At 49.5% G+C, this 17,692-nt stretch carries 21 protein-coding genes and 1 tRNA gene; 6 read left to right on the plus strand and 16 right to left on the minus strand.

Annotation, left to right across the window (positions count from 1 at the left end):
* The first annotated feature begins 63 nt into the window (after window positions 1-63).
* The gene (locus EQU24_RS16570) at window positions 64-1,143 is read left to right on the plus strand and encodes a tyrosine-type recombinase/integrase (protein WP_017842510.1); all 1,080 of its coding nucleotides are present in this window, start codon (window positions 64-66) and stop codon (window positions 1,141-1,143) included.
* A 67-nt stretch (window positions 1,144-1,210) separates the two neighbouring features.
* On the opposite strand, the gene EQU24_RS16575 is transcribed toward EQU24_RS16570, so the two are convergent.
* The 16 genes from EQU24_RS16575 to serA all read right to left on the minus strand — a co-directional run bounded on the left by EQU24_RS16575 (window position 1,211) and on the right by serA (window position 14,680).
* Window positions 1,211-1,286, minus strand: a tRNA-Lys gene (locus EQU24_RS16575).
* A gap of 50 nt (window positions 1,287-1,336) precedes the next feature.
* Complete coding sequence (queC, locus tag EQU24_RS16580; protein WP_017842509.1) at window positions 1,337-2,014, minus strand: 7-cyano-7-deazaguanine synthase QueC; 678 nt, start codon at window positions 2,012-2,014, stop codon at window positions 1,337-1,339.
* Window positions 2,015-2,019: 5 nt separating this feature from the next.
* Window positions 2,020-2,661 carry a 7-carboxy-7-deazaguanine synthase QueE gene (queE, locus tag EQU24_RS16585; protein WP_017842508.1) on the minus strand — a complete coding sequence of 214 codons (642 nt, stop codon included), beginning with the start codon at window positions 2,659-2,661 and terminating at the stop codon, window positions 2,020-2,022.
* A 2-nt stretch (window positions 2,662-2,663) separates the two neighbouring features.
* Complete coding sequence (gene ybgF, locus EQU24_RS16590; protein WP_017842507.1) at window positions 2,664-3,482, minus strand: tol-pal system protein YbgF; 819 nt, start codon at window positions 3,480-3,482, stop codon at window positions 2,664-2,666.
* Window positions 3,482-4,081, minus strand: a complete 600-nt coding sequence (gene pal, locus EQU24_RS16595; RefSeq protein ID WP_017842506.1) for a peptidoglycan-associated lipoprotein Pal — start codon at window positions 4,079-4,081, stop codon at window positions 3,482-3,484. The genes ybgF and pal overlap by 1 nt, the downstream gene beginning before the upstream one ends.
* An 87-nt stretch (window positions 4,082-4,168) precedes the next feature.
* Window positions 4,169-5,461 (minus strand): Tol-Pal system beta propeller repeat protein TolB, encoded by a 1,293-nt coding sequence (gene tolB, locus EQU24_RS16600; protein WP_017842505.1) that lies wholly within the window; start codon window positions 5,459-5,461, stop codon window positions 4,169-4,171.
* A 73-nt stretch (window positions 5,462-5,534) separates the two neighbouring features.
* Complete coding sequence (gene tolA / locus EQU24_RS16605) at window positions 5,535-7,352, minus strand: cell envelope integrity protein TolA (RefSeq protein ID WP_244310890.1); 1,818 nt, start codon at window positions 7,350-7,352, stop codon at window positions 5,535-5,537.
* 6 nt (window positions 7,353-7,358) lie between these two features.
* Entirely contained in the window at window positions 7,359-7,787 is a 429-nt protein-coding gene (gene tolR, locus EQU24_RS16610) for a protein TolR (RefSeq protein ID WP_017842503.1), read from the minus strand.
* Complete coding sequence (gene tolQ, locus EQU24_RS16615; protein WP_014147531.1) at window positions 7,784-8,461, minus strand: protein TolQ; 678 nt, start codon at window positions 8,459-8,461, stop codon at window positions 7,784-7,786. Before tolQ ends, tolR begins: the two co-directional genes overlap by 4 nt.
* A complete protein-coding gene (gene ybgC, locus EQU24_RS16620; RefSeq protein ID WP_017842502.1) occupies window positions 8,451-8,855 on the minus strand; it encodes a tol-pal system-associated acyl-CoA thioesterase in 405 nt (134 codons plus the stop codon). Before ybgC ends, tolQ begins: the two co-directional genes overlap by 11 nt.
* Window positions 8,856-9,151: 296 nt before the next feature.
* Window positions 9,152-10,183, minus strand: coding sequence for a Holliday junction branch migration DNA helicase RuvB (gene ruvB, locus EQU24_RS16625; protein ID WP_175421730.1), 1,032 nt, complete (start codon window positions 10,181-10,183; stop codon window positions 9,152-9,154).
* The gene (gene ruvA, locus EQU24_RS16630) at window positions 10,183-10,788 is read right to left on the minus strand and encodes a Holliday junction branch migration protein RuvA (protein ID WP_017842500.1); all 606 of its coding nucleotides are present in this window, start codon (window positions 10,786-10,788) and stop codon (window positions 10,183-10,185) included. The genes ruvB and ruvA overlap by 1 nt, the downstream gene beginning before the upstream one ends.
* Window positions 10,785-11,285 (minus strand): crossover junction endodeoxyribonuclease RuvC, encoded by a 501-nt coding sequence (gene ruvC, locus EQU24_RS16635; RefSeq protein WP_014147527.1) that lies wholly within the window; start codon window positions 11,283-11,285, stop codon window positions 10,785-10,787. Before ruvC ends, ruvA begins: the two co-directional genes overlap by 4 nt.
* 367 nt (window positions 11,286-11,652) lie before the next feature.
* A complete protein-coding gene (locus tag EQU24_RS16640) occupies window positions 11,653-12,405 on the minus strand; it encodes a YebC/PmpR family DNA-binding transcriptional regulator (protein ID WP_017842499.1) in 753 nt (250 codons plus the stop codon).
* A 53-nt stretch (window positions 12,406-12,458) separates the two neighbouring features.
* Window positions 12,459-13,100 carry an HAD-IB family phosphatase gene (locus EQU24_RS16645; protein ID WP_017842498.1) on the minus strand — a complete coding sequence of 214 codons (642 nt, stop codon included), beginning with the start codon at window positions 13,098-13,100 and terminating at the stop codon, window positions 12,459-12,461.
* Window positions 13,097-14,680 carry a phosphoglycerate dehydrogenase gene (gene serA, locus EQU24_RS16650; RefSeq protein WP_017842497.1) on the minus strand — a complete coding sequence of 528 codons (1,584 nt, stop codon included), beginning with the start codon at window positions 14,678-14,680 and terminating at the stop codon, window positions 13,097-13,099. The genes EQU24_RS16645 and serA overlap by 4 nt, the downstream gene beginning before the upstream one ends.
* A gap of 148 nt (window positions 14,681-14,828) precedes the next feature.
* On the opposite strand from serA, the gene EQU24_RS16655 reads away from it, so the two are divergent.
* The 5 genes from EQU24_RS16655 to soxX are packed head-to-tail and all read left to right on the plus strand — an operon-like array spanning window position 14,829 to window position 17,662.
* The gene (locus EQU24_RS16655) at window positions 14,829-15,371 is read left to right on the plus strand and encodes a peroxiredoxin family protein (RefSeq protein WP_017842496.1); all 543 of its coding nucleotides are present in this window, start codon (window positions 14,829-14,831) and stop codon (window positions 15,369-15,371) included.
* Window positions 15,372-15,408: 37 nt separating this feature from the next.
* A complete protein-coding gene (hemJ, locus tag EQU24_RS16660; RefSeq protein WP_017842495.1) occupies window positions 15,409-15,834 on the plus strand; it encodes a protoporphyrinogen oxidase HemJ in 426 nt (141 codons plus the stop codon).
* 54 nt (window positions 15,835-15,888) lie between these two features.
* Complete coding sequence (gene thiD, locus EQU24_RS16665; RefSeq protein WP_017842494.1) at window positions 15,889-16,680, plus strand: bifunctional hydroxymethylpyrimidine kinase/phosphomethylpyrimidine kinase; 792 nt, start codon at window positions 15,889-15,891, stop codon at window positions 16,678-16,680.
* Entirely contained in the window at window positions 16,677-17,303 is a 627-nt protein-coding gene (gene thiE / locus EQU24_RS16670) for a thiamine phosphate synthase (RefSeq protein ID WP_017842493.1), read from the plus strand. The genes thiD and thiE overlap by 4 nt, the downstream gene beginning before the upstream one ends.
* Complete coding sequence (soxX, locus tag EQU24_RS16675) at window positions 17,300-17,662, plus strand: sulfur oxidation c-type cytochrome SoxX (RefSeq protein WP_017842492.1); 363 nt, start codon at window positions 17,300-17,302, stop codon at window positions 17,660-17,662. Before thiE ends, soxX begins: the two co-directional genes overlap by 4 nt.
* Window positions 17,663-17,692: the final 30 nt, after the last annotated feature.

Genomic DNA, 17,692 nt, shown 5'->3' on the forward strand with positions numbered 1-17,692 from the left:
TGACCTCGATGCAGTTTTAGATGATTATAAAACCCGCAACGTGAGGGTTAAGGAGAAACCATCATGGCAAGAAAAAAATTTCCAGGACTCTACTGGGACAAGGAAACAGGAAAAGGCGCGGTTGACAAACGGATCAATGGCCTCGGACGAGTTCGGCACCGCTTTACAGCGAGCACGTGGAGTGAAGCGGAAGCGGAATACCACGGAGCAATAGCGACTGCAAAAACTCAAGCGGCGGCACCGAAGCTAAAGACTTTCAGAGAGGCGGCGACTAAGTATTTGAACGAGGAAACCAAATCCAGTTTATCGAGAGATGCCGATTGTTTGGCGAATCTTGATCCGTGGATTGGGCCGCTACCGCTCGATCAAATTCATCAAGGGACTCTACAGCCCTTCATCGAACATCGCCGGGAACAAGGAATTAAAAGCGCAACGGTTGTTAGAGAGCTTGCGGTCGTAAGACGCATTTTGACACTGGCATCCAGGGTTTGGCGCGACCTTGATAATCAAGCCTGGCTTTCTGTTGCGCCTCTGCTAAGGATGCCGGATTGGAAAGATGCGGCCAAGCCTTACCCGCTTTCAATAGATGAGCAAAGGCGTTTGCTTAAAGAACTGCCCGATCATTTAGCTGAAATGGCGTTGTTTGCAATCCATACCGGTGCTCGTGATAATGTCGTCGCTGAATTGCGCTGGGCTTGGGAAATTAAGGTACCGGAAATTGGATCTTCGGTTTTTCTGGTGCCGGGTGAGTTCACAAAAAACGAAACCACCTACCTGATAGTGCTGAACAGTGTGGCGAAAAAGGTCATCGAGAACCTACGCGGTAAACACAATACCCACGTATTTGGTTATCGTGGCAAACCGGTTGACCGGATGAACAATTCGGCATGGAGAAAAGCGTGGACAAGAGCAGGATTGCCAGTCGGTGACAACGTATTATCGGGACCGCATAATCTGAGACATACCTTTGCTAGGCGTCTGCGTTTAGCCGGAGTACCTCTGGAGACAAGGAAGGCGCTGATGCACCATATCGACGGAGATATCACGGTCCACTACTCGCCCGCCGAAGTGGGTGAATTATTAGATGCGGTCGAGAAATTGACCAAGGTAGAAGGGGTAACGATGCTGCGATTAGCATCATGAATTACCCAGTGGGTAATTTCAGACATAAAAAAAGCACTTGGCTATAAACCTAAGCGCTTGAATTTGTTGGTGGGTCGTGTGCGATTCGAACGCACGACCATCGCATTAAAAGTGCGGTGCTCTACCGGCTGAGCTAACGACCCAACAAAGATTGACTATTATAAGGATATTTCGGCTTTGTGCAACTCTTTTTTTATTTTTTTTGGTAGCGAGTCGGATCTTCAATTCCTGCCAACTCGAAACCCGCTTTGCGAAGCCTGCAGGCATCGCAAACGCCGCAAGCATTACCGAATTTATCCGCAGAATAGCACGATACGGTTTGACTGTAATCGACGCCTAATTCCGAACCGGTGCGTATGATATCCGCTTTACTCATTTCGATCAATGGGACATGTATCGAAAAATGCCCTCCTTCAACTCCTGCCTTGGTAGCCAATTCGGCAAGCGATTGAAAAGCCTTGATAAACTCTGGCCGACAATCGGGATAACCGGAATAATCTATCGCATTCACGCCGATAAAAATATCTCTCGAATTCAGAACTTCAGCCCATCCCAATGCAAAAGATAGAAAAATCGTATTTCTGGCCGGCACATAAGTAACCGGTATACCTGGCTGCAACGAATTGGGTACGGCGATGTGCTCATCGGTCAAGGCAGAGCCGCCAATATCATTTAACCCGATATGAATAATTTTATGATCGACGACGCCGTATTCCGCGGCTATGTGTTTGGCCGCTTGCAGTTCGGCATTATGCCTTTGACCGTAATCGAAACTCAGTGCATAACAGGCGTAGCCTTGCCTTTTGGCAAGCGCTAATACAGTAATCGAATCCAATCCGCCGGATAATAAAACGACCGCTTTTTTTTGCATGATTCTTAACGTCCTTGCGCGTCATTCCACAACAGTTTATGCAACTGAATCTGGAATCTGACCGGTAAATTATCGTTCAGTATTTTTTCGGCTAATTCTGTTGGGTCCTGCTGCCCCATCGTTGGCGAAAATAATAAATCACAGCGCTGGTCTAAATTATATTGATCGATGATAGACTTCGACCATTGGTAATCATGGTCATCGCCGATCACAAACTTCACCTGATCGTTGGCTTTCAGATACGCGATGTTATCGAATAGATTTCTGTGAAGCTCGCCTGAACTTGGCGTTTTCAAGTCCATGACTTTAACAACGCGATCGTCGACACCTGACACATCGAGTGCTCCGCTGGTTTCAATCGAAACCTGATAACCCAAATCGGCCAAGCGGCTCATTAACTCGAGACAAGCGGACTGAGCCAAAGGCTCGCCGCCAGTCACAGTAATGTATTTCGTGCGATATTGGCTGACGCGATTGATGATTTCATCAATCGCCATCCTTTCGCCGCCGCTAAAGGCATAGGCGGTATCGCAATAGACACACCTCAACGGACATCCGGTCAAACGAATAAAAACCGTCGGCAAGCCGACAGTATTGGACTCGCCTTGCAACGAGTAAAATATCTCAGTGATTTTTAACGAGGACACGGTTACTGATTGTTATTTAGCTGCTGTAGTTTTTTGGCCGCTAAATGAGCGGCTGTCGTGCCGGGATAGTTTGCGGTAATACGAGTAAAATATTCACGCGCTTTGGCAAGGTTATTTTGCTCTAATTCGATATAGCCAAGCTTCAACAAGCCGTCTCTCACCTTCGGGCTATTCGGATAATTCGTAATGAGTTTATTGAATGCTTCGCGCGACAAACTGACTTCGCGGTTCACCTTATAAGCCTCGCCTAACCAATATTGCGCATTATCGGAATACTCTCCCGCCGGATAATCAGTCAAAAATTGTTTAAACTCGGAAATGGCGTTACTGTAATGACCATTCTTCAACGTTTCATAAGCTTGCTGATAACGCTGTTTTTCGGACTCAATACTTGCCGGTTTTACCGGTTCCGGCTTAGTTTGAATGGCTTGCGGTTGCTGTATAACTGGCGCGACGGAAGGAGCTGGCTGTGGCTCCACTTCCGGCTCAGGCACTGTTTCCGGAATGGATTGAGCGCCAACTCCCGCACTCTCAATGACTTGAAGGCGCTGATCCAAATCGGAATAAATCGTATTTTGACGCTTTTTCAACTCGGTAATCGTATACGCCTGCTCTTCCACTTGCCCACGCAGTTGCTGAACCTCGACTTGCAATTGTTCGACGCGGCCTAGTATTTCATAGAGCGTACTAGCGGCCGAAGGCTTGGGGGCATTGGCAACGGCAGCAGGATAAGCGGCGTTATCGACCACCGGCGGTAACGGCATTCTTTGCGCGTATACGCTACCGCTAATTGATAACAATAACAGCAGGCGTACTTTCATTATTGACCCTGGTAAAGCAATTCGACGCGGCGATTCAGCTGATAAGCCGATTCATCATGTCCGTCAACGGCCGGCTTTTCTTCACCGTAACTAACGATTTGTAATTGGCTTTCCGATACACCTTGAACTTTCATCATTCTAGCGACCGACTTGGCTCTTTGCTCGCCCAATGCAATATTGTATTCGGATGAACCGCGCTCATCGGCATGCCCTTCCAAAGTCAAGCGTCGAGTTGGATGCGACACCAAATATTGTGCGTGTGCGGCGATCACCGGAATAAAATCCTGCTGAACCTGACTACTGTCGAACATGAAATAAATCGTGCTTTTCGACAACGGATTTGAAGGATCGCTGAATTCGGATCCTAAAAACGCATTAGGATACTCGGCACTGCCGCTACCGTACCCACTGCCACTGCCACTGCCATAAGTTTCCGAGCCGGATATTCCCGACCCATCGCCATAACCGGATAGACTCGCATCGGCGGTACCGCCTTGCGTTCCGTCCATGAAATCGGTAGCCGTTTCGTCATCCGAACTACAGCCTGTTAATAATGCAGCCATAATTGCTAACGCTAAGACTGATTGATTCAATTTCATTTAAGTGCTTCTCCAAAAATATAAGCCACTAATATTACAATAATTTATTAATTTCCAACGGATTGTCCGTTGGCGATATTTGCCGGGCTAAGGCGACCAGGCCGGTTCACGCACCTCACCGCTGTTAAGTACTAATTTTTGTTGCATTCTACCATCGATGGATACGACCGATAAAACCGTTCTACCCCCCTGTTTCGTCGCATAGAGTATTTTGGTACCGTTCGGCGAAAAACTCGGCGCATCGTCCAAAGGCCCTCCAGTTAACACGTTAATTGTTCTCGACCCCATATCCATCACCGCTATGCGATAATCGCCTTTGTTGCCATGAACCATTGCCAAACTACTACCGTCGCTTGAGAACGACGCACCGGCATTATATGCGCCATCGAAAGTCAATCGTTTTACCTGACCTCCGCGAGCCGGCATCATATACAGTTGCGGCTTACCTCCGCGGTCGGACGTAAATACGATATGCTTGCCGTCAGGCGACCATACAGGCTCGGTATCGATCGAATAGCCGGTAGACAATTTAGTCAGCGAGCGCGAGGATAAATCCAGTGTAAATATATCGGGACTGCCATCTTTCGATAGCGTCAACGCCAACTTAGAACCGTCCGGCGACCAGGCCGGCGCGCCGTTGATGCCGGGAAAATAGGCCACTCGGGTCCGTTTACCGGTTGCCAGTACCTGCACATAAATCGCTGACGCCTTGCTTTCAAAAGATACGTAAGCAAGCATCCTTCCATCGGGGGACCACGCCGGCGACATAACCGGCTCATAGGAAGCTGCTACCGTCCTAGGCCCATAGCCATCGGCATCAGCCACTTCCAAATTATATTTTTTCCTTCCGTTCGGCTCTTTGTTGACCGTAACATAGGCAATACGTCCGCTAAAGTCGCCTTTCTTACCGATCAGCTTTTCAAAAATCAGATCGCTAATGTGATGCGCCGATTTTCGCAGTTCGTTGCTCGGAACCGTCATCCGATAACCCAGCATTTGTTCGTTTTTATAAACATCGAACAATTGGAAATTGATATTATACCTTCCACCTTCCGGTATGACTTGACCGATCACCAAATAGTCTTGACCCAATACCTGCCAATTACGGAAACGCACTTCTTCCGGTGTTGTCGGCTTCGTCAACATATCCTTGCGCGGCAAGGTGTTGAAATAACCGCTACGATTCAAATCGTTATCAACAACCTCGGCGATATCGACCGGAATGGCTGTCTGCCCCGCTTGCCCGCCAAACGGCACTATCGCGATCGGCATCGCTTTTTCCGAACCTTTAGTGATTTGAATAGTTAATTCAGCTTGGCTAAGCGATGCGTACAACGCGATGAAACTGAAAAGCGTAAAATTTTTTATCAAATAAAACACGTTTACCTCTTAATACCTGTAATCATTTGGATGGTTGCCCCATCGCTGTTTTCAATCGTTTAAATTAGAGTTTTCAACATCCCGGGCAAAACACGAACGTAAAGCTTTTAAACGATGCATAGAGCTCTCTGGGAAATGTTAATGGCGATGCCTTTTTAACCGCATTTTCAGCCGAACGATCGAATGCTGGATCGCCACTACTTGACACAACCGACGCATCCATTACCGAGCCATCCGAAAGTAAATTGACTCGGATCGTACATTTTAATTGTCCTTGCGACGAAACCGGTCGAATCCAACTTCTTTCAACTTTATTTCTAATCTCCGCTATCGCTTTATTTTTAGCGTCGCTTAATTCTTGCTGACGCTTAGCTTCGGCTTGTTTTCTAGCTTCTTCGGCTGCGGCTGCAGCCTGCTTTCTAGCCTCATCTTCTTGTCGCAATTTTTCTGCTTGTTGTCTAGCCAATTCCGATAACCGCTCGGCCTCTCGCTTTTCTGCTTCGGCTTTTTGCCTCGCCAATTCTTCTTGCCGGCGCTTTTCGGCCGCAGCTTCCTCAGCTTTTCGTTTTTCTTCGGCGGCTCTTTTCGCTGCCTCTTCGGCCTTACGCTTTTCAGCGGCTAAACGATCGGCTTCGGCTTTTTGCTTGGCGGCTTCCTCAGCCTTGCGCTTCTCTGCAGCTAATTGTTCGGCTTTTAGTTTTTCCGCTGCCGCCTTTTGTTTCGCCGCTTCCTCGGCTTTACGTTTCTCGGCCGCCACACGTTCGGCTTCGGCCTTTTGTTTGGCGGCTTCTTCCGCCTTGCGCTTCTCTGCGGCCAATTGTTCAGCCTTTACTTTTTCCGATGCTGCCTTTTGCTTGGCCGCTTCATCGGCTTTACGTTTCTCGGCCGCGATACGCTCGGCTTCGGCCTTTTGTTTGGCGGCTTCTTCCGCCTTGCGCTTCTCTGCGGCCAATTGTTCAGCCTTTACTTTTTCCGATGCTGCCTTTTGCTTGGCCGCTTCATCGGCTTTACGTTTCTCGGCCGCGATACGCTCGGCTTCGGCCTTTTGTTTGGCGGCTTCTTCCGCCTTGCGCTTCTCTGCGGCCAATTGTTCGGCCTTTACTTTTTCCGATGCTGCCTTTTGCTTGGCCGCTTCATCGGCTTTACGTTTCTCGGCAGCCACACGTTCGGCTTCGGCTTTTTGTTTGGCGGCTTCTTCCGCCTTGCGCTTCTCTGCAGCCAATTGTTCGGCCTTGAGTTTATCGGCCGCTGCTTTTTGCTTGGCCGTTTCCTCGGCTTTACGCTTCTCGGCGGCCAATTGTTCAGCCTTGAGTTTATCGGCGGCTGCTTTTTGCTTGGCCGTTTCCTCGGCCTTGCGTTTCTCGGCCGCTACACGTTCGGCTTCGGCTTTTTGTTTGGCTGCTTCTTCCGCCTTACGCTTCTCTGCAGCCAATTGTTCGGCCTTGAGTTTATCGGCCGCTGCTTTTTGCTTGGCCGCTTCATCGGCTTTACGTTTCTCGGCCGCGACACGTTCGGCTTCGGCCTTTTGTTTGGCTACTTCTTCCGCTTTACGCTTCTCTGCAGCCAATTGTTCGGCCTTTAGTTGTTCGGCAGCCATTTTTTTTTGCTGCTCGACCAATTGTTGCTGCTTAAGCTTTTCGTCTTCTTGCCGTTTAGCTTCTTCCATTTGGCGTTGCGACTCGAGTAGCTTATTTTGCTGTGTCTTCAGTCGCTCCGCCTCAGCCTGAATCAACGACTCATCGATCACCATCGCTTCAATAATCTCGGGCGCGGGGCCTGTCTCAAACACTGGAGATTTCGAATCGAAGCTGAGCATAAATACGCTAAGAAGCAGAACGTGCAGAGTCAGGGCCAGGATAAAAGGCCCGGTTAATTTACGTTTACTAATCATACGTATTTAATGCTGATATGGCTGTGTCATTAATCCTACTTTAGGTACTCCCGCATTTTTTAAGGCCGCCATCGCACTGATAACCTTGCCATAATCAACAAACTTATCACCTCGAATAAATACTTGTATTGTCGGTTTATCCCTAAGCACATCGGCAACCGTGGCTGTCATTTCATCAGCCCCCATCTCCTGACTTTCCTGTCCTGCCATATCCACATAAAAACGCCCTTCGCGATCGATAGACACGATTACCGGCGGATCGTTCTGCTGCTCGGCAGTCTCGGTGTCTGCTTGAGGCAAGTCAACTTCGACCCCGGTCTGAAGCATCGGCGCAGTCACCATGAAAATAATCAACAACACCAAAGTTACGTCAATGTAAGGAACGACATTGATCTCGGCTTTAGGCTTTCTGCGGCCTGATTGTCTACTGCTCATTGACTGTGCGCCTGCCTTTGCAATAAAACGACAAATTCATCGATAAAGAGTTCATACCGCCCGATCAAACGATCCAAACGACTAGCAAAACGGTTGTAGGCAATTACAGCAGGAATAGCGGCAAACAGCCCCATTGCTGTGGCTATCAATGCCTCGGCGATGCCCGGAGCGACTTGAGCCAAGGTTGCTTGTTGCACATTACCCAATGAACGAAATGAATTCATGATCCCCCAAACCGTTCCGAACAAACCGACATACGGGCTAATCGATCCGACCGTCGCCAAAAAAGGCAAATGTTCGTCGAGTCGTTCCAGCTCCCGGTTTAACTCGATCTTCATCGCGCGCTGCGCATTTTCGACTTGAACCTCAGGATCGATACCGGCTTTTTGCCGCATCCTTGAATACTCTCGGTAACCCGCCAGAAAAATTTTCTCGATGCCTTCCGGTTCGAAATCGGCATCGGTCAATCTTTTATATAGATCGCTAAGCTCGACACCCGACCAAAATTCCTCTTCAAATTCATCCGCAATATCGGCCGCTTTAGCAAGTTCTCTAGTTTTCGAAAAAATATAAGTCCAAGAAACAACTGACGCGACAACTAAGATCAACATCACCAGTTGAACAATAAAACTGGCTTCTTTAATTAAATGAAACAAGGATAAATCAGCATTCATTATGTAATGGCTCTAATAAAATGTCAGGTATGGCTTTTGGCCTCATGTTTTTGGAATCCAAGCAAGCGATACGCACCGTTCCGGTACATAACACATCGCTTCCCCGGGTAATGGTTTGCTCGAATATTAGACTGGCTTTTTTAGCTAAAGTCACTATGGCGCTGACATTTATTTGCTCGTTGAAGCGCGCGGGCATTAAATAATCGATCTGAACCGAGCGTACAACGAAAATAATTCCTTGCTCGTCGATCAAGCGATCTTGCTCGAACCCCATTGAGCGCAGCATTTCGGTTCGTGCCCGCTCGAAAAACTTCAAATAATTCGCATAGAAAACGACGCCTCCGGCATCGGTATCCTCGTAATAAATCCGAACGGGCCAATTAAATGTTTGCATAGGGATGATTGTTTAGAGACTATTTGAGATGTAAAAACGTGAACGAGAGTTGTGAATAGTGAATAGTGAATAGTGAATAGTGAATAGTGAATAGTGAATAGTGAATAGTGAATAGTGAATAGTGAATAGTGAATAGTGAATAGTGAAATGATGTGACTTTTCTATCATTTGTCAAGCACAAACTTCCCCTTCCCCTTCCCCTTCCCCTTCCCCTTCCCCTTTCCCCTTTCCCCTTTCCCCTTTCCCCTTTCCCCTTTCCTCTTTCCTCTTTCCTCTTTCCTCTTTCCTCTTTCCTCTCAAGTAAACAACTCGTCGGTTGCGCCCATTTGTACCGGGGGCTGCAAGCCGAAATGCAGATAAGCATTCTGCGTTACGACCCGTCCTCTGGGCGTACGCATAATAAAACCTTGTTGCAACAAATACGGCTCCAGCACATCTTCGATCGTGCCGCGCTCTTCGCTAATCGCGGCCGCCAATGTGTCTAGACCTACCGGGCCGCCGGCAAAATTGTCGATCATCGTTCTAAGCAATTTTCTATCCAACGCATCAAAGCCGTTATTATCGACTTTGAGCATCGCCAGCGCTTCGCCGGCGATTTGTTCGGAAACCTTGCCGTCGCCTTTGACTTCGGCGAAATCGCGCACGCGCCGCAATAATCGATTGGCAATACGCGGAGTTCCCCTCGAACGGCGTGCAATTTCATGAGCACCTGCCGATTCGATTGCAATTTTCAGTAAATTTGCCGAACGCGTCACAATGGCCGCCAATTCCTCGACCGTATAAAATTCGAGCCGCTGCACGATGCCGAAACGGTCGCGCAACGGCGATGTCAAAAGACCTGCGCGCGTCGTCGCGCCGACCAGCGTGAACGGCGGCAGATCAAGCTTGATCGAACGGGCCGCGGGACCCTCGCCGATCATAATATCGATTTGATAATCCTCCATCGCCGGATACAGCACTTCTTCGACCATTGGACTCAAACGGTGAATTTCGTCAATGAACAAGACATCATGCGCCTCGAGGTTGGTCAACAATGCAGCAAGATCTCCGGCTTTGTCGAGCACCGGCCCCGAAGTCTGACGAATATGCACATTCATTTCGGCGGCGATGATATTGGCCAAGGTGGTTTTACCAAGGCCCGGCGGCCCGAAAATCAGAACATGATCCAATGCTTCCTTACGTCCGAGCGCGGCCCGGATAAAGATATCCATCTGCGTCCGCAATTCTTGCTGGCCGACATAATCCTGCAAACGCTTAGGCCGAATCGCTCGATCCTGGCGTTCTTCATCATTGCTACCTTCGGCGCTGATCAAGCGGTCGCTTTGAATCATTTCGCTGCCCCTTGCAGAGCTAATCTGATGATGTCCTCACAACTTTTGCCTTCGGCAGGAATCGCGCGAACCATTCGCCCCGCATCTTGCGGTTTGTAACCCAACGCGCATAACGCGCTAATCGCCTCCTGAATCGGCTGGGCGGCAATCGCCGGTAATATCGTCTCGCCACTTTGGGTCGAAACCGACGAACCGTCCAATGCGGGTAAGCGGTCGCGCATTTCGACGATTAAGCGCTCGGCGGTCTTTTTGCCGACACCGGGTAAGCGCACTAAAGACTGAGTATCGTTATTGTGAATACAACGATGAAACTCTTCGGCGCTTTGGCCCGACAAGATCGTCAAAGCTAATTTAGGCCCGACACCATTGACTTTGATCAAGGTTCTGAACATCAAACGATCGGCTTCGGACGCAAAACCGAATAGGATATGCGCGTCTTCCCTTACAACTAGATGCGTGAACAACTTGACCTCTTCACCAAGTTTGGGCAAGTTGTAAAACGTCGTCATCGGCGCTTCGATTTCATAGCCGACGCCATTCACATCGATCACCAATACCGGCGGTGCCTTACTCGCCAGCTTCCCCCGCAAATAACCGATCATCCGGGCACTCCGAGCCGAAGGCGTTGCGCGGTTTGCTGGTAATGCGCATGACACAGGCAAATCCCAAGCGCGTCGCCGGCATCGATTTGCATGTCGCCTTGTAAATTTAACAGAATTTTAACCATATGCTGAACCTGCGCTTTTTCGGCATTACCCTTACCGACCAAGGCCTGCTTGACCTGCCTCGCCGCATATTCGTAAACCGGCAAACCGGCCGCCTGTACCGCGCAAATAGCCGCCCCCCGGGCCTGGCCCAATTTAAGTGCCGAATCTGCATTTTTATGCATGAAGACCTGTTCTATCGCCATTTGGTCGGGCCGGTAGAGCTCGACCACCTGTACCAATCCTTCGAAAATGAGTTTCAACCGGTCCGGGAAATAATCCGAACCGACCCGGATACTGCCGCTGGCAATATATTTCGCGCCACGGGACGTATCCTCGATGATCCCGTAACCGGTGATGCGAGACCCCGGGTCTATGCCTAAAATTTTGGTCACTGAGTAATGATGTCGGTTGCGGGTGAACGGCAAAAAAGCATTTTCATTCGAAAATACAACACGCTATGGAACAGGTATGAAATAACTTCTTCAATAGTCGAAAGGGGATTTAACCTTAGGAATATACACAAAATAACTTGTACAAGTAGTAGGCTTTGGGCGGTTTGGTGACTCGCTTGACAGGACGCCGTGAATACATCCATGTTGGCTTGGCGGCGGAATCTGATTGCCATGGATGCCATGAATGCAGATTTTGCAGGAGCAAAAATCTGCCCTGCCGCCGACACCTATCAATCGAGCCACCACCCCCCTCTTCCAACAGTTGGTTAAGTTATTTCATGCTCGTTCCTTAAGGAACGGAAAGCGGTCAAACAGCTGACATTTGCTCCATGATTTCATCGCTGATATCGGCATTCGAATAGACGTTTTGCACATCGTCCAAATCTTCGAGCCGGTCGATCAGCCGCATCAACTTTTCGGCTTCCTCGGCGTTCAACTCGGCACTGGTCGAAGGTTGCATCGTTATCTCGGAATTTTCCGGCTTGAAATCTTTCGCAATCAACGCTTCCTTGACGTCCATATAACTCTCCGGCGCCGTGATGACGTCGATAGACCCATCTTCATTGGTCACGACATCATCGGCTCCGGCTTCGAGCGCTGCTTCAATCACTGCATCCTCATCGACCGAATCCGGAAAACTGATAATGCCGACTTTGTTGAACAAATAAGCTACCGAACCGTCGGTACCGAGATTACCGCCCGCCTTACTGAAGGCATGGCGCACCTCGCCGACCGTGCGATTTCGATTATCGGTCAAACAATCGATCATGATCGCGACACCGGCAGGTCCGTAGCCTTCATAGCGTACTTCCTCGTAATTTTCAGCTTCCAGCGCTCCGGTTGCTTTTTTGATCGTATTGTCGATCGTATCGCGCTTCATATTGGCGCCCAGCGCCTTATCGATCGCGGTGCGCAAGGTCGGATTCGAAGCCGGATCGCCGCCGCCCGCCTTTGCCGCAACTGAAATTTCACGAATCATTTTGGTAAAAATTTTGCCGCGCTTGGCATCCTGCCCGGCCTTCCTATGCTTGATATTTGCCCATTTACTGTGTCCAGCCATTGCGTCTCTCTAAAACTTTTAAAAAACGGCGGATTTTAACATTTCGCCATCAGTTAAGAAATAAATCTAAGCACACCGAGCAATGACGCATCGTCAACGTAGTAATCAGCGTGCTCCCGAACCTTAGGCCGGTCGACTACACCGCCAAAACCGATAAAACATGCTCCGGCCTGCTTCGCTTCCAAGTCGGTATTGCCGTCGCCTACCATTGCCAGCGACAAGCCATTTTGTTTTAAACGGGTACAGATTTCGGCTTTACCGCCGGCTCTCGCCAAAACCGAATCGCGGTCGTAATCAATATAAGCCCCGTCTTCGTTAAAAAAAACATCGACCGCATGCACATGACTCTCCGGCACATTCAAAAATGCCGCCATCGGTAAAATAGACTGTCGAATGCCGCCGCTAACGATATAGACTTCGCAGCAATCGGCGCGTAATCTGGCAAATAATTCGGTAACGCCGTCGACAATTTCGCTCAGATATCGCTCGGCCAGCCAGTCGATTGCCGCTCGGTCCGGCTTGATCAAATCCAAACGTTGTCCGTACACGGCCTCCAGCGGCACTTCGCCATTCATCGCGGCATCGGTCAATTTAGCAATAGCATCGCCTTGCCCTAAGCGATCGGCCAACTCGTCAATGCCTTCAATCCGACTCAAGGTGCTGTCGAAATCGAAACAAATTCGATCGAATCTCATAAAATAATCTGCGTCGCTTGGCAAACAGCCGGGACATCGCACAACTGGCCCAGTATTTCATCGGTTAAAGGCTCGGAAATGCTGATCACAGCCATGGCTCGCTCTTCTTCGTCAGCCGCGCTGACTTCCATGCGCGTGATATTGATATTGGAATTGCCGAGCACCGCACTAATGGCCGAAATGACGCCCGGCTTGTCATCATGCCGAGTCACAATGAGAGTACCTTCGGGAACGACTTCTATTTCGAAGCGATCGATTTGAACCAAGCGCGGATGCGATTCGCCGAGTAGTGTTCCGGATAAGGAAATCGATTGATCTCCGCAAAATCCGGTGACTTTGACCAACGACAAATAATCGTGTGTTTCCTCGGTTTTCGACTCGACTAAGGCGATACCTTGCCGTTTGGCGATTTTTTCGGCATTGACCCGATTAACCGGCGTCGATAATTTACCGGCCAACAAACCGACCAAGGCCTCGACCGATACCGGACGAGCCTCGACTTCGGATGCTTTGCCGAATAAAGCGACCTCGATCCGTTCGATCGGTTTCGTCGCCAAATTGGCCAAGACCTTGCCGAGGATATTAGCCAATCTCATAAACTGGCTGGCTTTTTTCAACTGCTCGGCAGACATTCTCGGCAAATTGAGCGCATTGACCGCCTCGCCGGTCGTTAAATAGGTCACGGCCTGCCTCGCGATTTCGACACTAACCGCGACTTGAGCTTCACTGGTCGATGCGCCCAGATGCGGCGTAAAAACAATATTGTCCAACGTCAACAACGGCGAATTGACCGGTGGTTCATGTTCGTAAACATCCAACGCCGCTCCGGCGATATCATTATTGACGAGCGCATCGTAAAGAGCGGCCTCGTCGATCAAACCGCCTCGGGCGCAGTTAATCAACATCGCACCCTTTTTCATTCGAGCCAATTGATTGCGCCCGATGATGTTTTTGGTTTTTTCGATCAATGGACAATGCAAGGTCAAATAATCGGCTTTTTCGATCAACTGGTCGAGATCAACCGGTTTAACCCCGTAACTTTCGAAGATTTCCGGAGTTACGAACGGATCGTATGCAATGACCTGCATTCCCAATCCTAAAGCCCGCTGAGAAACGATGCGTCCAATCGTACCGAAACCGAGTATTGACAACGTCTTATGCGCGACTTCGGACCCCATTAATTTAGAGCGTTCCCATTTCCCTGCGCGAATCGACCTGTCGGCAAACGGCAAATGACGACTCAGCGACAACAAATGCGCGATCGCCAACTCGGCGGTAGTCGTCGCATTGGCATCGGGCGTATTCATAACGATGACGCCTTGTTCGGTTGCGGCGGCCAAATCGACATTATCGACGCCGATACCGGCGCGACCGACAACTTTCAAACGTGAAGCCGCTTTGAGTACTTTCTCGGTCACTTTAGTATCGCTGCGAATCAACAAGGCATCGAAATCGCCGATTATCTCGCAAAGACCGTCTTCGTTAAGTCCGGTTTCGATATGAATATGAATATCGTCTCGATCATTCAAATAGTTAATGCCGGCTTCAGCCAGCTTGTCGGAGATGAGTATTTTGTACATGAATGTAAAGTCTTGAAATGGGGCTCAGAAAGTGCATAGCTTAACAGCTTTGCTATAATCGGTTAATCGTAATCAAGCAAAAAAGACAGTTCGAGATCGATTTCGATCGCAAGCACTGTCAAAATTCCAACAAAACATTAAAAACCCCATGAAAACCAAAGAATGGTTCATCGGCTTGGTCGTCGCAGGTTTAGTAGCATCAGTCGCCTGGATCACGATCAACCCGGCATCGATGACGGCTCCCGACATTACGTTCATGAGTATTACCGGAGAAAAAATCAAACTGAAGGATTGGCAGGGCAAACCGGTCATCGTCACCTTCTGGGCTACCGACTGCCCTGGCTGCATCAAAGAAATTCCGCATTTGATCGAATTGTACCGGGAGTATCATGAGCGCGGCTTGGAAATAATAGCGGTAGCAATGTACTATGACCCACCGAACCATGTCGTCGAAATGACCCGCGCCAAGCAATTACCTTACAAAGTCGCGCTGGATCTGCAAGCCGACCACGCCAAGGCCTTCGGCGACGTGCGCTTAACCCCGACAACCTTTTTGATCAAGCCGGACGGCATGATTGCGCTACATAAAATCGGTGAATTCGATCTTGCGGATATGAAAAAGCGCATTGATTCTTACCTCGTTCCCAAGCTCCAGCTTGAGAACGAGAAACTTCATGCTCTTCATGGTTAAATGCTCTCCTCATCGCACACAACTAAAAGGTTAATTTATGCTCTGGTTAAAAGCCTTACATCTGATCTTCATGGTTACCTGGTTCGCGGGTTTATTCTATTTGCCGCGTCTGTTCGTTTATCACGCGATGAGTAGCGACGACATCAGCAACGAACGTTTTAAAATTATGGAACGAAAACTATTTTTCGGCATCATGACGCCGGGTATGATCGTCACGTTTATCTTCGGCATCTGGATGCTGGCCGATTATGCTTGGGCGCTTTACGGACAAAGTGGCTGGCTACATGCCAAATTGGCCTTGCTGTTGTTACTGCTGGTCTATCATGTTTTCTGCGGCATTTGGCTATTCGACTTCAAACACGACCGCAACCGCCGCTCCCATGTTTATTACCGCTGGATGAACGAAGTGCCGGTGCTATTTTTAGTCGGCATCGTGATACTGGCCGTCGTTAAACCGTTTTGATCTACGATAGGCATATTCCGCGCCATTTTTTCATGCCAGCCAAGTAATTATTCCATGACCACTACACATCCTACCGTTCTTTGCTTTTCCGGCCACGATCCCAGCGGCGGAGCCGGCATTCAAGCCGATATCGAAACCTTGATCAGCCACCGCTGCCATCCCGCCAGCGTCATAACGGCATTGACCGAGCAAGACACCAGCAATGTCAAAAAACTCATTCCGCAAAAACCCGGCGACATCGTAGACCAAGCCAATACCCTATTGGCTGACTTATCGATACAAGCCATCAAAATCGGCCTGATCGGTCATCATGAAACCGCCAAGGCCATTCACACGATTCTTGAGCAACATCCCAACATTCCGGTCGTTCTCGATCCGGTTCTGGCGGCCGGCGGCGGCACCGAACTAGCCGGCGAGCAGTTGATAGACGCGATCAACGACCTGTTATTGCCGTGCACAACCGTACTGACGCCCAATAGCATCGAAGCACGCAAACTGAGCGGCCGACAAGATCTCAATGACGCCGCGTTGAGTTTATTAGATAAAGGTTGCCAATATGTATTGGTCACCGGCACGCACGAACACAGCGATACCGTGTGCAACCGACTGTATCATGACGGCGCGCTACTCGAGTCGTTTCATTGGGAACGTCTGCCGCACAGTTATCATGGTTCCGGCTGCACACTGGCATCCGCCATTGCCGCAATGATCGCCCATGGACTCGCGCCATTTTCAGCGGTCAACGAAGCTCAAGACTATACGTGGAACGCTCTGGAGAATGCTTATCGGCCCGGAAAAGGCCAGCACAACCCGAATCGACTTTTTTGGATGGAAAACGACGCATGAACATGCCTAAACGCGGGCTTTACGCGATTACTCAAACCGATGACAAAACAGTTGAAACCATCATTGAAGAAGTTGCCGCCGCGATACGCGGAGGCGCGGTGATGGTGCAATACCGAGACAAAAATCCTTCCGACACCTTGAAACTCGCCAAGGCGCTACTCGAAACTTGTCATTCGGCCAATGTACCCTTGATCGTCAATGACGATATCGAGCTGGCTGCAACGATCGGCGCGGACGGCGTTCATCTCGGTAAGGATGATGAAGATATTGTCATAGCCAGACATCGCCTTGGAGTCAATGCCATCGTCGGCATTTCTTGTTACGACAGTATCGAGCGCGCCCTGGAAGCCGAAAAGTTAGGCGCCAGTTACGCAGCATTCGGACGCTTTTTTGCTTCCGACACCAAACCGCTAGCCTCACCGGCAAAACTGGAAACACTGCAACTTGCCAAGCAAAAATTGACGATCCCTATCGTCGCGATCGGCGGCATCCTACCTGAAAACGGCAATCTACTGATCGATGCCGGTGCCGATTTACTGGCCGTGGTCGGAGGCCTGTATGGCCGAGATACTGAGCAATCGGCAAAAATGTATAAATCATTATTCGAGCGCTCAAACCCATGAACAAATCGCAGCCTTTGCTTGGTTTCGGACAATATGCTGTGCTTGTGCCCTTACTAATAACGGCCTGCGCCGCAAATACCGACCCAATACGACAACAAGGCAAACAATTAGCTTTCGACCGAGACAAAGGCAATTGCCTTGCCTGCCATGCCATCGAAGACGGCGAATCGCCCGGCAATATCGGTCCGCAGCTAAGCGACCTGAGCGCCCGTTTCAAAACCCCGCAACAATTAAAGCAACAAATCCGGGATGCGAGCGTTTTCAACCCGGAAACCAGCATGCCGCCATACGGACGCAATAAAATACTGACCGACGAAGAGCTCGATCATGTAGTCGACTATTTATGGTCGCTCGAATAATTATAATTCGCGCGATAGGCTGAGGATTAA

This window comes from Methylotuvimicrobium buryatense, assembly GCF_005931095.1.
GTDB lineage: Bacteria > Pseudomonadota > Gammaproteobacteria > Methylococcales > Methylomonadaceae > Methylotuvimicrobium > Methylotuvimicrobium buryatense.

What these genes read in the sequence shown, in the direction of transcription:
- EQU24_RS16570 (WP_017842510.1), top strand. Translation starts at nt 64, where the DNA reads ATGGCAAGAAAAAAATTTCCAGGACTCTACTGGGACAAGGAAACAGGA.
- queC (WP_017842509.1), bottom strand. Translation starts at nt 2,014, where the DNA reads ATGCAAAAAAAAGCGGTCGTTTTATTATCCGGCGGATTGGATTCGATT.
- ybgF (WP_017842507.1), bottom strand. Translation starts at nt 3,482, where the DNA reads ATGAAAGTACGCCTGCTGTTATTGTTATCAATTAGCGGTAGCGTATAC.
- pal (WP_017842506.1), bottom strand. Translation starts at nt 4,081, where the DNA reads ATGAAATTGAATCAATCAGTCTTAGCGTTAGCAATTATGGCTGCATTA.
- tolA (WP_244310890.1), bottom strand. Translation starts at nt 7,352, where the DNA reads ATGATTAGTAAACGTAAATTAACCGGGCCTTTTATCCTGGCCCTGACT.
- tolR (WP_017842503.1), bottom strand. Translation starts at nt 7,787, where the DNA reads ATGAGCAGTAGACAATCAGGCCGCAGAAAGCCTAAAGCCGAGATCAAT.
- tolQ (WP_014147531.1), bottom strand. Translation starts at nt 8,461, where the DNA reads ATGAATGCTGATTTATCCTTGTTTCATTTAATTAAAGAAGCCAGTTTT.
- ybgC (WP_017842502.1), bottom strand. Translation starts at nt 8,855, where the DNA reads ATGCAAACATTTAATTGGCCCGTTCGGATTTATTACGAGGATACCGAT.
- ruvA (WP_017842500.1), bottom strand. Translation starts at nt 10,788, where the DNA reads ATGATCGGTTATTTGCGGGGGAAGCTGGCGAGTAAGGCACCGCCGGTA.
- EQU24_RS16640 (WP_017842499.1), bottom strand. Translation starts at nt 12,405, where the DNA reads ATGGCTGGACACAGTAAATGGGCAAATATCAAGCATAGGAAGGCCGGG.
- EQU24_RS16645 (WP_017842498.1), bottom strand. Translation starts at nt 13,100, where the DNA reads ATGAGATTCGATCGAATTTGTTTCGATTTCGACAGCACCTTGAGTCGG.
- serA (WP_017842497.1), bottom strand. Translation starts at nt 14,680, where the DNA reads ATGTACAAAATACTCATCTCCGACAAGCTGGCTGAAGCCGGCATTAAC.
- EQU24_RS16655 (WP_017842496.1), top strand. Translation starts at nt 14,829, where the DNA reads ATGAAAACCAAAGAATGGTTCATCGGCTTGGTCGTCGCAGGTTTAGTA.
- hemJ (WP_017842495.1), top strand. Translation starts at nt 15,409, where the DNA reads ATGCTCTGGTTAAAAGCCTTACATCTGATCTTCATGGTTACCTGGTTC.
- thiD (WP_017842494.1), top strand. Translation starts at nt 15,889, where the DNA reads ATGACCACTACACATCCTACCGTTCTTTGCTTTTCCGGCCACGATCCC.
- thiE (WP_017842493.1), top strand. Translation starts at nt 16,677, where the DNA reads ATGAACATGCCTAAACGCGGGCTTTACGCGATTACTCAAACCGATGAC.
- soxX (WP_017842492.1), top strand. Translation starts at nt 17,300, where the DNA reads ATGAACAAATCGCAGCCTTTGCTTGGTTTCGGACAATATGCTGTGCTT.